Annotated in this window: 11 protein-coding genes and 1 pseudogene; 7 read left to right on the top strand and 5 right to left on the bottom strand. The window is 68.5% G+C overall.

Annotated features, from left to right (window positions below; all coding sequences use genetic code 11):
* The first annotated feature begins 57 nt into the window (after positions 1-57).
* The 4 genes from AB5J50_RS28460 to cseC are packed head-to-tail and all read left to right on the top strand — an operon-like array spanning position 58 to position 3413.
* Positions 58-609: a SigE family RNA polymerase sigma factor gene (locus AB5J50_RS28460; RefSeq protein ID WP_327430645.1), complete on the top strand. Its 552-nt coding sequence runs from the start codon at positions 58-60 to the stop codon at positions 607-609.
* A complete protein-coding gene (locus AB5J50_RS28455) occupies positions 597-1244 on the top strand; it encodes a hypothetical protein (protein WP_327430644.1) in 648 nt (215 codons plus the stop codon). Before AB5J50_RS28460 ends, AB5J50_RS28455 begins: the two co-directional genes overlap by 13 nt.
* 19 nt (positions 1245-1263) lie before the next feature.
* Positions 1264-1971 carry a two-component system response regulator CseB gene (gene cseB, locus AB5J50_RS28450; protein WP_369261079.1) on the top strand — a complete coding sequence of 236 codons (708 nt, stop codon included), beginning with the start codon at positions 1264-1266 and terminating at the stop codon, positions 1969-1971.
* Between the two features lie 8 nt (positions 1972-1979).
* Positions 1980-3413 carry a two-component system sensor histidine kinase CseC gene (gene cseC, locus AB5J50_RS28445; protein ID WP_369261078.1) on the top strand — a complete coding sequence of 478 codons (1434 nt, stop codon included), beginning with the start codon at positions 1980-1982 and terminating at the stop codon, positions 3411-3413.
* 54 nt (positions 3414-3467) lie between these two features.
* Here cseC and AB5J50_RS28440 read toward each other — a convergent pair whose 3' ends face one another.
* The 3 genes and pseudogenes from AB5J50_RS28440 to AB5J50_RS28430 all read right to left on the bottom strand — a co-directional run bounded on the left by AB5J50_RS28440 (position 3468) and on the right by AB5J50_RS28430 (position 6290).
* On the bottom strand, positions 3468-3905 hold the full coding sequence (locus AB5J50_RS28440) for a VOC family protein (protein ID WP_369261077.1): 438 nt from the start codon (positions 3903-3905) through the stop codon (positions 3468-3470).
* 32 nt (positions 3906-3937) lie between these two features.
* Positions 3938-4267, bottom strand: a pseudogene (locus tag AB5J50_RS28435) (helix-turn-helix transcriptional regulator); the annotation flags it as partial.
* Positions 4268-4664: 397 nt separating this feature from the next.
* The gene (locus AB5J50_RS28430) at positions 4665-6290 is read right to left on the bottom strand and encodes an MDR family MFS transporter (protein ID WP_369261076.1); all 1626 of its coding nucleotides are present in this window, start codon (positions 6288-6290) and stop codon (positions 4665-4667) included.
* Positions 6291-6473: 183 nt separating this feature from the next.
* On the opposite strand from AB5J50_RS28430, the gene AB5J50_RS28425 reads away from it, so the two are divergent.
* The gene (locus AB5J50_RS28425) at positions 6474-7070 is read left to right on the top strand and encodes a helix-turn-helix domain-containing protein (RefSeq protein ID WP_330306431.1); all 597 of its coding nucleotides are present in this window, start codon (positions 6474-6476) and stop codon (positions 7068-7070) included.
* A gap of 29 nt (positions 7071-7099) precedes the next feature.
* Here the strand turns inward: AB5J50_RS28425 and AB5J50_RS28420 are convergent, their stop codons facing one another.
* The gene (locus tag AB5J50_RS28420; protein WP_369261075.1) at positions 7100-7828 is read right to left on the bottom strand and encodes a M23 family metallopeptidase; all 729 of its coding nucleotides are present in this window, start codon (positions 7826-7828) and stop codon (positions 7100-7102) included.
* Between the two features lie 550 nt (positions 7829-8378).
* On the opposite strand from AB5J50_RS28420, the gene AB5J50_RS28415 reads away from it, so the two are divergent.
* A complete protein-coding gene (locus tag AB5J50_RS28415; protein WP_327430637.1) occupies positions 8379-8750 on the top strand; it encodes a trypco2 family protein in 372 nt (123 codons plus the stop codon).
* On the top strand, positions 8747-12016 hold the full coding sequence (locus AB5J50_RS28410; protein WP_369261074.1) for an NACHT domain-containing protein: 3270 nt from the start codon (positions 8747-8749) through the stop codon (positions 12014-12016). Before AB5J50_RS28415 ends, AB5J50_RS28410 begins: the two co-directional genes overlap by 4 nt.
* Before the next feature lie 68 nt (positions 12017-12084).
* Here the strand turns inward: AB5J50_RS28410 and AB5J50_RS28405 are convergent, their stop codons facing one another.
* Positions 12085-14610, bottom strand: coding sequence for an ATP-dependent Clp protease ATP-binding subunit (locus tag AB5J50_RS28405; protein WP_369261073.1), 2526 nt, complete (start codon positions 14608-14610; stop codon positions 12085-12087).
* Between the last annotated feature and the right edge of the window lie 226 nt (positions 14611-14836).

Genomic DNA, 14836 nt, shown 5'->3' with positions numbered 1-14836 from the left:
GAGGTAACGGACAACCGGCAGCAGGCAGGTCGGAAACGGGGATGGAGGCGGTTGATCATGGCGCACGGCGAGGTGCTCGAATTCGAGGAGTACGTCCGCACCCGGCAGGACGCGCTGCTGCGCAGTGCCCGCCGCCTGGTCCCCGACCCTGTCGATGCCCAGGACCTGCTGCAGACCGCGCTCGTACGGACGTACGGCCGCTGGGACGGCATCGCGGACAAGCGGCTGGCCGACGCGTATCTGCGCCGCGTGATGATCAATACGCGTACCGAGTGGTGGCGGGCCCGGAAGCTGGAGGAGGTTCCGACCGAGCAGCTGCCGGACGCGTCCGTCGACGACTCCACCGAGCAGCACGCGGACCGGGCGCTCCTTATGGACATCATGAAGGTTCTCGCTCCCAAGCAGCGCAGTGTCGTGGTCCTGCGACACTGGGAGCAGATGTCCACCGAGGAGACGGCCGCCGCGCTTGGCATGTCGGCCGGAACGGTCAAGAGCACGCTGCACCGGGCGCTGGCCCGGCTCCGCGAGGAGCTGGAGAGCCGGGACTACGACGAGCGCGGCGCCCGCGCGCTCGAACCGGGTGAGGAGCGGGAGCGTTGCGCGGCCTAGGAATTCGGGCCAGAGGGGTCCTGAAGGCGGGGAGTACGGCAGCGGCCGTGCTCGCCGCCCTCGGCCTTTTCGTGACCGCCTGTGCCACGGGCGGTACGGGTGCCCGCGACGAGGGTCCGGCGGGCAGTGAGGCGGTGGCCAAGGGCGCCGCCACGCCCACCGCCTCCGCCTCGCCCAGCAGGACACCCCAGCGGGTGGACGCGGTCCAGCTCGTCAAGGACGACCCGGAGGTCAGCGCGTCGGTCAAGCGCGATCTGAAGCCGTGTGTCGCCGACGAGTACCCGGTCGACGTGTCGTACGGGGATCTGACCGGGGGGTCGGCGGACGACATCGTGGTCAACGTGATGACCTGCGGCGACGCCGTCGGCGTCGGTTCGTACGTGTACCGCGAGCAGGACGGCAGGTACCAGAACGTCTTCAAGGCCGAGGAGCCTCCGGTCTACGCCGAGATCGACCGGGGCGACCTGGTGGTCACCCAGCAGCTGTACAAGAAGGGCGACCCGGTGTCGTATCCCTCCAGCGAAGAAGTGATCACCTACGGCTGGTCCGCGACCCGTTTCACCGAGGACTCGCGGATCCACAACGAGTACAGCAACGCGGTGGGCGGCGCCGACACGCCCGCCCCCTCGAACTGAGAGCAGACGGAGCAGCCGCATGGCAGAGCAGACCCACGTCCTGTTCGTCGAGGACGACGACGTCATCCGCGAGGCCACGCAACTCGCCCTGGAGCGCGACGGTTTCGCGGTCACCGCCATGCCCGACGGACTGTCCGGCCTGGAGGCGTTCCGCGCGGACCGCCCCGACATCGCCCTGCTGGATGTCATGGTGCCCGGCCTCGACGGTGTCTCCCTGTGCCGCCGCATCCGTGACGAGTCGACCGTCCCCGTGATCATGCTGTCGGCCCGCGCCGACTCGATCGACGTCGTGCTCGGCCTGGAGGCGGGCGCCGACGACTATGTGACCAAGCCCTTCGACGGTGCCGTCCTGGTCGCCCGCATCCGTGCGGTGCTGCGCCGCTTCGGGCACGCGAACGGCGGCCAGGGCGCTGCGGCCGACGGCCCCGCCTCGATGGGCGGCGGCGTGCTCGCCTTCGGCGACCTGGAGATCGACACCGAGGGCATGGAGGTCCTCAAGGGCGGTACGCCGGTGGCGCTGACGCCCACCGAGATGCGGCTGCTCCTCGAGTTCTCCTCCGCGCCGGGTACGGTGCTGAGCCGCGACAAGCTGCTCGAACGCGTGTGGGACTACGGCTGGGGCGGGGACACCCGCGTCGTCGACGTGCATGTGCAGCGGCTGCGTACGAAGATCGGCCAGGACCGGATCGAGACGGTCCGCGGCTTCGGCTACAAGTTGAAGGCCTGAGCAGGGGTATGCGGGGGATTTTTCAGCGTCTGGGTTCGGTGGGTCCGGACGGCGGCAGGAGACGGGGCCGCGGTACGGGTCCGGGCGGCGGCACGCGACCGGGCCTGGGCGGCGGCAGCGGCGCGGCCGGTGGCACGTTCGGAGCTGGGGGCATCCGTACGGGCATCAGGTGGAAGCTCAGCGCCGCGATCGCGCTGGTCGGCGCGCTCGTGGCGGTCGCGCTGAGCCTGGTCGTGCACAACGCGGCCCGTGTCTCGATGCTCGACAACTCGCGCGATCTGGCGGACGAGCGCATCCAGCTCGCGGAACGGATGTACGGGCCCGGTCGGCCGCCCCCCTTCGGGGCCAAGATCGACGACCCGGCCATCCCGGCCGACCTGTTGGCGAAGGTCTCGGAGGGACGGCGGGCCACCTATGTGTCCGACGGCTCGAACGGGGTGCCCGACATCTGGGCCGCCGTGCCGCTCAGGGACGGCCGGGTGCTGTCCTGGCACGAGCGGTTCACGGACCGCAACGCCGACGTCATGAAGGACCTCGACCAGGCCCTCGTCATCGGCTCCATCGCCGTCGTCTTCGGCGGCAGCGCGCTCGGCGTGCTCATCGGCGGCCAGCTGTCGCGCCGGCTGCGCAAGGCCGCCTCCGCCGCGAACCAGGTCGCCAAGGGCGAGACCGACGTACGGGTACGGGACGCGATCGGCGGTGTCGTACGCGACGAGACCGACGACCTCGCGCGTGCCGTGGACGCCATGGCGGACGCGCTCCAGCAGCGCATCGAGGCCGAGCGCCGGGTGACGGCGGACATCGCGCACGAGCTGCGTACGCCGGTGACCGGGTTGCTGACTGCGGCGGAACTGCTGCCGCCCGGCCGCCCCACCGAACTCGTCCGGGACCGCGCGCAGGCCATGCGCACCCTCGTCGAGGACGTCCTGGAGGTCGCCCGGCTCGACGGCGCGTCCGAGCGGGCAGAGTTGCAGGACATCATGCTCGGCGAGTTCGTGTCGCGGCGGGTGGCCGCCAAGGACCCGGACGTCGAGGTGCGCGTGGTGCACGAGTCGGAGGTCACGACGGACCCGCGCCGTCTGGAGCGCGTCCTGTTCAACCTCCTCGCGAACGCCTCCCGGCACGGCAAACCGCCCATCGAGGTCACCGTCGAGGGCCGCGTCATCCGCGTCCGCGACCACGGTCCCGGCTTCCCGGAGGCGCTGCTCGCCGAGGGCCCGAGCCGCTTCCGCACCGGCAGCACCGACCGCGCTGGCCGCGGCCACGGCCTGGGCCTCACCATCGCCGCGGGCCAGGCCCGGGTGATGGGCGCCCGGCTGACCTTCCGCAACGTACGGCCCGCGGGCGCACCGGACGGCGTACCCGCCGAGGGCGCGGTGGCGGTGCTGTGGCTGCCGGAGCACGCGCCGACGAACACGGGAAGCTATCCGATGCTGCACTAGTCCCCGCAGTCCCCTCAGTCCCCTGAATCCCCTTCGGGTTCCAGCTGTCGGGTGCTAGCCGTCGAAGTCCTTCGAGAAGTCGAGTTCGTCGCTGCGCTCGGTGAGTGAGTACCAGTTGCCGTTGTCGTCGCGGAAGATCGCCTCGACGCCGTACGGCCGTTCCTTGGGTTCCTGGAGGAACTCCACGCCGCGCGCCTTGAACGTCTCATAGTCCGCGCGGCAGTTGTCCGTACGGAACGCGCCGGCGCCCAGCGCACCCTTGCTGACCAGCTTCTTGAGCGCCTCCGCGGACTCGAGGTCGAGCCCGGGCCCGTCCAGGCTCATCAGCGCCAGTTCCACATCCGGCTGGTCCTTGGCGCCCACGGTGATCCACCGCATGTCGCCCATGGCCAGGTCGTCGTGCACCTCGAAGTCGAGCTTCTCGGTGAAGAAGGCTTTGGTCCGCTCCTGGTCGAACGTCCAGACGGTGGTGATGCCCAGGCCCTTGATCATGGCTCTGCTCTCCTGTGCGGGGTGGGAGGCCCGGCCCCCTGCCCCACGTGCTTGGCCCGGTACGCGCTCGGCGTCAGTCCTGTCCACGTCTTGAAGCTCGCCGAGAACGTGCCGAGGCTGCTGAACCCGACCAGGTTGCAGATCTCCGTCACCGACAGATTCGCGCTGCGCAGCATCTCCTCCGCCCGCTCGATACGACGGTGCGTCAGATACTGCCCGGGCGTCTCACCGTACGCAGCCTTGAAAGCCCGGATGAAGTGATACCGCGAGTACCCGGCATGCGCCGCCACCACATCAAGATCCAGTCCGGGCTCGGCCCAGTCCCGATCCATCGCATCCTTGGCAAGCCGCAACTGCCGCATCTTGTCCACGCTTCGATGCTGCCACGTGGAGGCCCCAGGGGCTCCGCCCCTTCGACCCCGGGGGTTGTGTTTCGGGTGCGGGTGGGTGGGGGCTGGTCGCGCAGTTCCCCGCACCCCTTAAAAGAACCCCGGGCGGGCCGGCAGTTGTTTAGGGGCGCGGGGAACTGCGCGCCCAGCCCCCACCGTCCCGCAGCCGACTCTCTTCTCTTCAGGGGCGCGCGGAACGGCGCAATCTTTCAGGGGGTCCGGGGGCGCAGCCCCCAGGGATGGGACGGGTAGGGGCGGCGGGGGCGAAAACCCTCGGCCCACCCCAGCCCCGTACAACAGGAGAAGGCCCCCGGGGCGGACGACGCCGGGGGCCTTCAGACCAGGAGGGTCAGAGGTCAGAGGACAGAGGTCAGACCGTCTCAACCACGGTCGCCGTGGCCGCAGAGTCCCGCACCGCACCCTCGCCAGGCTCAGCCGCAGCCGCCCCCGCTCCCTTCAGCGGAACCTCCTTCACGAACACCGCAGCGACCAGCGCGACCACAGCCACGACAGACCCCAGCAGGAACGCGGAGTGCGTACCGGAGGACACCGCGAACTGGTAGGCCTCCCGAGCCGGAGCCGGCAGCTTCGCCAGACTCGCCGCGTCGAGCTGCGCGGACTGCTCGGTGATCTTGGAGCCGAGCGCCCCGGCCCGCTCGGCCATGACGTCCTGCACCCGGTGGTTGAACAGCGCGCCCATGATGGCGACACCGAAGGAGGAGCCCAGGGTCCGGAAGAGCGTGGTCGACGAGGACGCGACGCCCATGTCCTTCATCTCGACGCTGTTCTGCGCGACCAGCATGGTGATCTGCATCAGGCAGCCCATGCCGGCGCCGAGTACGGCCATGTACAGCCCGGACGTGAGACGGGTGGTCCCGGTGTCCATCTGCGCGAGCAGGAACAGGCCGACGATCATCAGCACGCTGCCGGCGAGCGGAAAGACCTTGTAGCGACCGCTGTTGGTGGTGACCCGGCCCGCGACCATCGAGACGGCGAGCATCGCGCCGAGCATCGGCAGGAGCAGCAGCCCGGAGTTGGTGGCGGACGCGCCCTGCACGGACTGCTGGTAGAGCGGCAGGAAGAGCACGGCGCCGAACATCACGAAGCCGGTGATGAAGCCGATGACCGACATCAGCGTGAAGTTGCGGCTGCGGAAGATGTGCAGCGGCATGATCGGCGCGGCGGCCTTGGTCTGCCAGAAGACGAAGCCCACGAGCGAGGCGACGCCGATCCCGATCAGCTCCATGATCCGGGCGGAGCCCCAGGCGTACTCGGTGCCGCCCCAGGTGGTGACCAGCACGATCGAGGAGATGCCGAGGGTCAGCAGACCGGCGCCCAGATAGTCGATCGTGCCCTGCTTCCGCTTCTTCGGCAGGTGCAGTACGGCACTGACGGCGAGCAACGCGACGACGCCGAGCGGCAGGTTGATGTAGAAGGACCAGCGCCAGCCCCAGTGGTCGGTGATGGTGCCGCCGACCAGCGGTCCGAGGATCATGGCGAACGCCATCACGCCGGCCATCATGCCCTGGTACTTGCCGCGCTCGCGGGGCGGAATGAGGTCACCGATGATCGCCATGACGCCGACCATCAGACCACCGGCGCCGAGGCCCTGGATGGCGCGGAAGCCGATGAGCTGGCCCATGTCCTGGGCCATGCCGCTGAGCGCGGAGCCGATCAGGAAGAGCACGATCGAGGTCATGAAGGCGCCCTTGCGCCCGTACATGTCGCCGAGCTTGCCCCAGATGGGGGTGGAGGCGGCGGTGGCGAGCGTGTACCCGGTGACGACCCACGACAGGTGTTCGAGGCCGCCCAGTTCGCCGACGATCGTCGGCATCGCCGTACCCACGATCATGTTGTCGAGCATCGCCAGCAGCATCGCGATCATGAGCGCGAGCAGCACGACCCGTACGCTGCGCGGCTGCTTCTCGTCCGGTTGCCCGCTCTGGTCTCCGGCCTGTTTTCCGGCCTGTATGACCGCTTCGGTGCTGTCCGCCATCGTTCCCACTCCCCTAGGTGCCGCTCTGGTACAGCTGTCGCCGTCCGGCTACTTACTTGCCGCCCGGCAAGTTGACTACACTCAGGGAAAGTAGACCCGCAACTAGCCGGGCGTCAAGTAAGTTTAAGTAGTTTTACTAGCCGGGCGACAGGTAAGTTTTCAGGGAGCGCAAGGAGTACGAGGATGGGCGGCACCATGGACGGCACCAAGCGACAGCGCCGCGGGGACACCCGCCAGCGCATCCAGGACGTGGCCCTCGAACTCTTCTCCGAGCAGGGCTACGAGAAGACCTCGCTGCGCGAGATCGCCGAGCACCTCGACGTCACGAAGGCGGCGCTCTACTACCACTTCAAGACCAAGGAAGACATCCTGATCAGCCTCTTCCAGGACCTGTCCAGGCCCATGGACGAGCTGATCGAGTGGGGCAGGCAGCAGCCGCGCACGCTGGCGACGAAGCAGGAGATCCTGCACCGCTACAGCGAGGCCCTCGCCGACGCGGCCCCGCTCTTCCGCTTCATGCAGGAGAACCAGGCGACCGTACGCGAGCTGCGCACCGGCGAGGACTTCAAGGACCGCATGATCCGGATGATCGACCTGCTCAAGGAGCCGGACGCCGATCTGAAGGACCAGGTCCGCTGCATCAGCGCGCTCTTCTCGATGCACGCCGGGATGTTCGTCCTCAAGGACGTCGAAGGCGACCCCGAGGACAAGCGCAAGGCGGTCCTGGAGGTCGCGATCGACTTGGTGACGCAGGCGCACGGCGGCGCCACCGCGCCCTGAGCGGAGCCGGGCGGGGCGGGGCGGAGCGGTTAGACCGTCACGCCCTTGGTGCGCAGGAAGGCGACGGGGTCGATGGCGGACCCGTAGTTCGCGGTCGTACGGATCTCGAAGTGCAGGTGCGGCCCGCTGGAGTTGCCGGTGTTGCCGGAGCGCGCGATGTGCTGGCCGGTGGCGACGATCTGGCCGACCTTCACGTCGATGCGCGACAGGTGGGCGTACTGCGAGTAGGTCCCGTTGCCGTGCCTGATGACGATGGCGTTGCCGTACGCGGGACCGTCACCGGCGCCGTTGCCGCCGGTCTTGACGACGGTACCGCCGTGCGCGGCGACGACCTCGGTGCCGCTGGCCACGGCGAAGTCCTGCCCGGAGTGGGTGGACTGCCACATGCTGCCGGCCTGGTTGAAGCTGGCGGACAGGGTGTACTTCTTCACCGGGTCGACCCAGGAGACGGCCTTCGCGGCGGCGGCCTTCGCGGCGGCCTTCTTCGCGGCGGCGGCCTTCGCGGCGGCCTTCTTCGCGGCAGCGACCTTGGCGGCGGCCGCGGCCTTCGCTGCGGCGGCGGCCTTGGCCTGAGCGGCGGCCTGCGTCTGCACGGCGTTCGCCGCCGCGACGGTTCCGGAGCTGACGAGGCTGGTCTCGGCGGCGCCCGCGACCCCGGCGCCCAGCACGACCGAGGCGCCCAGCCCGACGGCCAGGACGGCCGCCCCTGTGCGGATACGGGACGTACGGGAGTGACGGGACGTGACGCGCTTCGACATGGGGACCTCGTGGAGCCGGGGACAAGGACACAAACACCACCCGGCGCACAACCTGCCACCGGATGGGGTCCCTCTTGGTAACCCGCGACCCCACAGACCCCCAAACCACCCATCTACGGCCTTTAGTAGTACTTAACCCCCACAACTTCACGATCCTTGACAGCATCGACATCCCGTAGGGGCCTTCCGGATTTCTCCCGGCAAATGATGTTTAACCCCACTTAGAGGCGTCGCACCCCACCGAAAAACCCCCTGTCCCCCAGGGCGCACCCTGACGGGGAACCCGCCCTCCGGGTTCCAGGCCAAAGGTCCCTTTTGTCCATTCTTGTCTTTCCACTATTCGCCCTAGTAGGGGACAAATCGCCTGTGCGTCATGTCACCGGGCGGCAAGATCCAGGGTCCCGGGAATGTGACGGCGGCTACTCCACACCGCGCACCCCCGGCCCCGTGAACCGCACCCCGGCCGACTGTCTCAACACCGTTCGCGGGTGCCCCAACACCCCGTAAAATCCAGCTACTTGAACGGCATTTTGAGGGATACCGGGGGATCATGACCGCCACTTCGCCGCGCGCAACCGACCTGGACGGCATCGAACTCTCCGACGCCATCGCCTCGGTCCGCGACCAACTCATCGAGGCTGCGACACGGGCATCGGGTCAGCCCGTGTCGTTCGAAGTCGGTGCCATCGAGATGGAATTCACGCTTGAGCTGCGCAAGGAGGTGAAGGGAGGCGGCAAGGTCAAGGCCTGGGTCGTCGAGGCGGGAGCCGACGCCTCGCGCGAGACGGGCCGGACACACCGCGTCGCCTTCACCCTCACCCCGCGGGACGCGCGGACCAACGCCCCGTGGCAGGTCGGCAACGAGCGGCAGGGCAGCACCTCGGCCTTCGGCCAGGTACCCAACCCGCCCGCGGCGCGATGACCCCGGCCGCCGGTCCGGCCGACCGCGCGGTGGTCGTACTGGGTCAGGCACAGGGCAGCGGAGTCGCCCTCAACAGCCGCCTCGTCCTCACCTGCGCCCACGTCATCGGCGCCGGCCCGGCACCGGAGATCGCCCATCCCGGCCGCGCGGAGCCGATCACCGCCGAGGTCATATGGCAGGACGCCGGACTGGACGCGGCCCTGCTGCTCACGAACGCCGACCTCCCCTGCTCCTCCCACGTCCGCATCGGCCACCTGGACACCACCCAGCCGCTCCCGCACTGCGAGACCATCGGCTACCCGGACGTCCAGCGCCGGGGCCCGGAAGGTCACCTCGCCTCCGACCAGTACCCGGGCACGGTCCTGCCGGCCGCGGCCCGCCCCCACTCCGTCCTCACGTTCGCCTTCGACCAGCCGCCCGCCGTCGAACTCCCCGACGGCCCCTCCCCGTTGGCCGGCCTGTCCGGCGCCCCCGTCTTCGCGGGCGACGTCCTGCTCGGCATCGTCGGCGCCATCCCCCGCGGGCGCGGCCACCTCCGCGCCGAGGGCACCTTGATCAGTGACCTGACGGGGATGCCGTACGACCTGCCGCTCAGCGAACCGATCAGCCACCACCACCCGCTGGACCGCCACTACGAGGCGGAGTACGCCCAGGCCGTCGGCGCCGCCTATCGCAAGACCAAGATCTTCGGCCTGGACGATCTCAGCCGCCGCGAAGCCGAATGGGACCTGGACACCGCGTATCTGAGCCTGGAGGCGGCGACCCGCATCTCGGAGGCCGACGCGCGCAACCTGGACACCACGACGACGCGGCAGAGGTCGTCCCGGACGGACCGCACCCCCCAGCGCGTCGACACGCTCCTGTCCACCCGCCCCCGCGTCCTGCTGCGCGGTGACGCGGGCGCCGGCAAGACGACGCTGGCATGGTGGCTGGCAGCCCACTCCGCCTCGGGCACCCACGGCCCCAGCCTGGCCGGGCTCAACGGCCTCGTCCCCTTCGTCGTCCCGCTGCGGACCCTGCGCACCCATCGGGTGGACTTCCCGTCCCCGTCCCAGCTCCCGCACGCGGCGAAACTGGGGATGGACGAGCCGCCCGAGGGCTGGGTGGGCCGGGTCCTGCGCGCCGGACGCGCCCTCCTGCTCGTCGACGGCCTGGACGAGGTCCCGCAGACCGACCGCGAGGAAGCACACCACTGGCTGTCCGCCCTGCTGCGGCGTTACCCGGGCACGCGCTGCGTCGCCACCGTACGTCCCCTCGCCGTCGAGCCCGACTGGCTCGAGTCGGAGCAATTCGAGGAGTTACGGCTCCTGCCGATGCGCGACGACGACATCCAGACGTTCATCAAGGCCTGGCATCGCGCCGCCCGCCTGGACGACGACGACCACGATCTGCTGCGCGAACTGGAAAGGGACCTGTCCCAGCAGTTCCGCCACAATCCCGCTCTCAGCGACCTGGCCCGCACTCCGCTCCTGTGCGCGGTGATCTGCGCACTCCACCGCCGCCTCCAGGGATTTCTTCCGGAAACCCGCTTCAAGCTGTACCAGTCGGCACTGGAGATGCTCCTCGGCAACCGCGACAAGCGCCGCCGAGTCGACGCTCCCGACGGCATCACCATGTCCGTCGAGGAACATCACCAGATCCTCCAGCGCATCGCGGTCTGGCTGGTCCGCTGCGGCCAGTCCGAATTCACCCGCGCCCAGGCCCGTCCCCAACTCGAAGCCGCCCTGGCGGGCATGGAACGCGTACGGGGCCAAGGCACGACCGAAGACGTCCTGACGCACCTCCTCAACCGATCGGGCCTGCTCCAGGAACGCGCCGAGGATTCCTACCAGTTCATCCACCGCACGTTCCAGGATTTCCTCGCCGCGAAGGAACTCGTCGAAAGCGGCTCCCTGAAGGAACTCGTCCGCAATGCCGACGACGAACTGTGGCACGACGTCATCCTGCTGGCGTCGGGCCATTGCCGCCGGGAAATCAGGGAGTTGCTGACCGGACTCCTCGCCAAGGCGGAGGCCCGGGACACTCCGGAGCCCCTGCGCACCCAACTCCTCGTCCTGTCCGCCCTCTGCTCCGAGCACGCGGCATGGCTGGAGAAAGACCTGCGCGACCGTATCCGCGACCACATCAGCGGCCTCGTCTCCTCTGTCACCGCGGCACAGGCCGTCCAATTGGCGCGGCTGGGGCCCTACGCCCTGCCGTTCCTACCGGCACCCGCCGGCCTGGCGCACGCGCAGCAGTACCGGGTCGCAATCCTCGTCACCAGAATCGGAGGGGCCGAGGCCATTCCCTATGCACGTCGCCTCGTCTCTTCTCCTGGCACGTGGCCCCCGGCCACTTCTCGGCTCGTCAGTGCGTGGGACAACTTTCCCGCCGAGGAGTACGCCCTTGAAGTCCTCGGACACGTGGACGACCTGGCCAACCATCCTCTGCCGGTGACCACCAAGGAGCAACTGTCGCTGCTGCGGCTGCTTCCCGGCGCCAAAAACCTCACGCTCGCCGGGCCCTTCTCGTCGAAGGAACTCCAGGAAGCTCCACTCCCGAACGTCAGGACACTGTTCCTGCGCAGAATGCCGGTCCTGGAGGACCTGGCCTTTCTGAGCACTCAGGAAGAGTGCCTGAGCCGACTGAGCCTGTCTTCCTGCCCGTCACTCACGGACGTCTCACCCCTGGCTCGGATGTCTTCCCTGAGCTACATCAGCCTTCATCTCCAGCCCCTCCCCGCTGACGCGCTGGAGTACGTACGAGCCGTTCCCCGGCTCCAGTCACTGACGCTCAACACTCCCCATCTGACCGCAGTGGCATCCATCCCCGCCCACCCGGCCGTCACTCGTCTCGAGCTCCCCATGTCGCGACTGCTGGACACCACGGGCCTTGAGGCATGGGAGTCACTGACCGACCTCACCCTGCCGTGCCCGCTGTCCCCCACCAGGTTCTGGGACTGCGTACGTGCGACGGACCGGATCAACCGCGTCGACACCATGGTCCGTTCCCTCTCCGAACTGCGGGGCATGCGCCCGCTGCCTCGCGTCACGGATCTGCGGCTGTCCGGGATCGTCGACTGGAGTGATGTGGCCGTCCTGCCCTCGACCTTCCCCGCACTTTCCCGCGTATCGCTCAGACTTCATACGGGGGGCCGCGCCGAAGACCTGGATCTACGCCCACTGCACGCGCTGCCAGATCTCCAATTGACCCTGTCACGTGATGGCTCTGTCCGGGTCATCGGCGGCAAACGCTTCGGCATCCAGGACGGCCGCGCGAAGCGCTGACACACCAAAAGGGGCTGCCCCAGGACCGAAGTCCCGGGGCAGCCCCCTTTGTTCAACGAACCCGGAGGTTACGCGTCCTTGCTCAGGTTGGGACCAGCCCCACCCGCGGCCTGCTCGATCGGCGGGACGTCGGGCAGTGCCGACTTCTCCTCACCGCGGAAGGTGAAGGCCTTGGCGTCGCCCTCGCCCTCCGTGTCGACGACCACGATGTGGCCGGGACGCAGCTCGCCGAAGAGGATCTTCTCGGAGAGGATGTCCTCGATCTCGCGCTGGATGGTCCGGCGCAGCGGCCGGGCACCCATGACGGGGTCGTAACCCTTCTTCGCGAGGAGCGACTTGGCGGTCGGGCTGAGCTCGATGCCCATGTCCCTGTCCTTCAGCCGCTCGTCCACCTTGGCGATCATGAGGTCGACGATCTGGATGATGTCTTCCTCGGTGAGCTGGTGGAAGACCACCGTGTCGTCGACACGGTTCAGGAACTCCGGGCGGAAGTGCTGCTTCAGCTCGTCGTTGACCTTGGTCTTCATGCGCTCGTAGTTGGTCTTCGTGTCACCAGAGGCCGCGAAGCCGAGGTTGAAGCCCTTGGAGATGTCCCGGGTGCCGAGGTTGGTCGTCATGATGATGACCGTGTTCTTGAAGTCCACGACCCGGCCCTGGGAGTCGGTCAGGCGACCGTCCTCCAGGATCTGCAGCAGCGAGTTGAAGATGTCCGGGTGGGCCTTCTCCACCTCGTCGAAGAGGACGACGGAGAACGGCTTGCGGCGGACCTTCTCGGTCAGCTGGCCGCCCTCTTCGTAGCCCACGTATCCGGGGGGCGAACCGAAGAGACGCGACACCGTGTGCTTCTCGCTGAACTCCGACATGTCGAGGGAGATCAGCGCGTCCTCGTCACCGAAGAGGAACTCGGCGAGGGTCTTCGAGAGCTCGGTCTTACCGACACCCGAGGGGCCGGCGAAGATGAACGAACCACCGGGACGCTTCGGGTCCTTCAGACCCGCTCGCGTACGACGGATCGCCTGCGAGAGCGCCTTGATGGCGTCCTTCTGGCCGATGACCCGCTTGTGGAGCTCGTCCTCCATGCGCAGCAGACGCGAGGACTCCTCCTCGGTCAGCTTGAAGACCGGGATGCCCGTGGCCGTGGCGAGGACCTCGGCGATCAGCTCGCCGTCGACCTCGGCGACGACGTCCATGTCGCCGGCCTTCCACTCCTTCTCCCGCTTGGCCTTCGCGGCCAGGAGCTGCTTCTCCTTGTCGCGGAGGGAGGCGGCCTTCTCGAAGTCCTGCGAGTCGATCGCGGACTCCTTGTCGCGGCGCACGCCCGCGATCTTCTCGTCGAACTCGCGGAGGTCCGGCGGAGCGGTCATCCGGCGGATGCGCATCCGGGAGCCCGCCTCGTCGATCAGGTCGATCGCCTTGTCGGGCAGGAACCGGTCCGAGATGTAGCGGTCCGCGAGCGTCGCGGCCTGGACCAGTGCCTCGTCCGTGATGGAGACGCGGTGGTGAGCCTCGTAGCGGTCGCGCAGGCCCTTGAGGATCTCGATCGTGTGGGGGAGGGAAGGCTCCGCCACCTGGATCGGCTGGAAGCGGCGCTCGAGGGCCGCGTCCTTCTCGAGGTGCTTGCGGTACTCGTCGAGCGTCGTCGCACCGATGGTCTGCAGCTCGCCACGGGCCAGCATGGGCTTCAGGATCGAAGCCGCGTCGATGGCGCCCTCGGCGGCACCCGCACCGACCAGCGTGTGGAGCTCGTCGATGAACAGGATGATGTCGCCGCGGGTGCGGATCTCCTTGAGCACCTTCTTCAGGCGCTCCTCGAAGTCACCGCGGTAGCGGGAGCCGGCGACCAGCGCGCCGAGGTCCAGGGTGTAGAGGTGCTTGTCCTTGAGGGTCTCGGGCACCTCGCCCTTGACGATGGCCTGAGCGAGGCCCTCGACGACGGCGGTCTTGCCGACGCCGGGCTCACCGATCAGGACCGGGTTGTTCTTCGTACGGCGGGACAGCACCTGCATGACCCGCTCGATCTCCTTCTCGCGCCCGATGACCGGGTCGAGCTTGGACTCACGAGCGGCCTGGGTGAGGTTCCGGCCGAACTGATCGAGGACCAGGGACGTGGAGGGGGTGCCCTCGGCAGGACCACCGGCGGTGGCGGTCTCCTTGCCCTGGTATCCGGAGAGCAGCTGGATCACCTGCTGCCGCACCCGGTTGAGGTCTGCGCCCAGCTTGACCAGGACCTGGGCGGCGACGCCCTCGCCCTCACGGATCAGGCCGAGCAGGATGTGCTCCGTGCCGATGTAGTTGTGGCCCAGCTGAAGGGCCTCGCGGAGCGACAGCTCCAGGACCTTCTTGGCACGAGGGGTGAAGGGAATGTGGCCCGAGGGCGCCTGCTGGCCCTGGCCGATGATCTCCTCCACCTGCTGGCGGACCGCCTCGAGCGAAATCCCGAGGCTCTCCAGGGCCTTAGCGGCGACACCCTCACCCTCGTGGATCAGGCCCAGGAGGATGTGCTCGGTGCCGATGTAGTTGTGGTTGAGCATCCGGGCTTCTTCCTGAGCCAGGACGACAACCCGCCGCGCGCGGTCGGTGAACCTCTCGAACATCGTTAATCGCTCCTCAGAGCGGTCAGGCAGTAAGGGGACGCTCCCCTCCCTGTCCTTCCGCAGCTTAGTCCCGCAAGCGGGGACCGCTCATTCCAACTGCCGACACCGTCCTTGGCCTCCTGACCCCGAACGCCGACATATGCTCCAACCTGATGGTGCGAGACGATGTTCCCGCAGGCCAGGCAGATACCCTCACCATCTGTACGCCGATGGCGAACGTGAGATG

This window comes from Streptomyces sp. R35, assembly GCF_041053035.1.
In the GTDB taxonomy this organism is placed as follows: Bacteria; Actinomycetota; Actinomycetes; order Streptomycetales; family Streptomycetaceae; genus Streptomyces; species Streptomyces lutosisoli.
The sequence above is the reverse complement of the archived record's forward strand: the minus strand, read 5'-3'. Positions and strand labels throughout refer to the sequence as shown.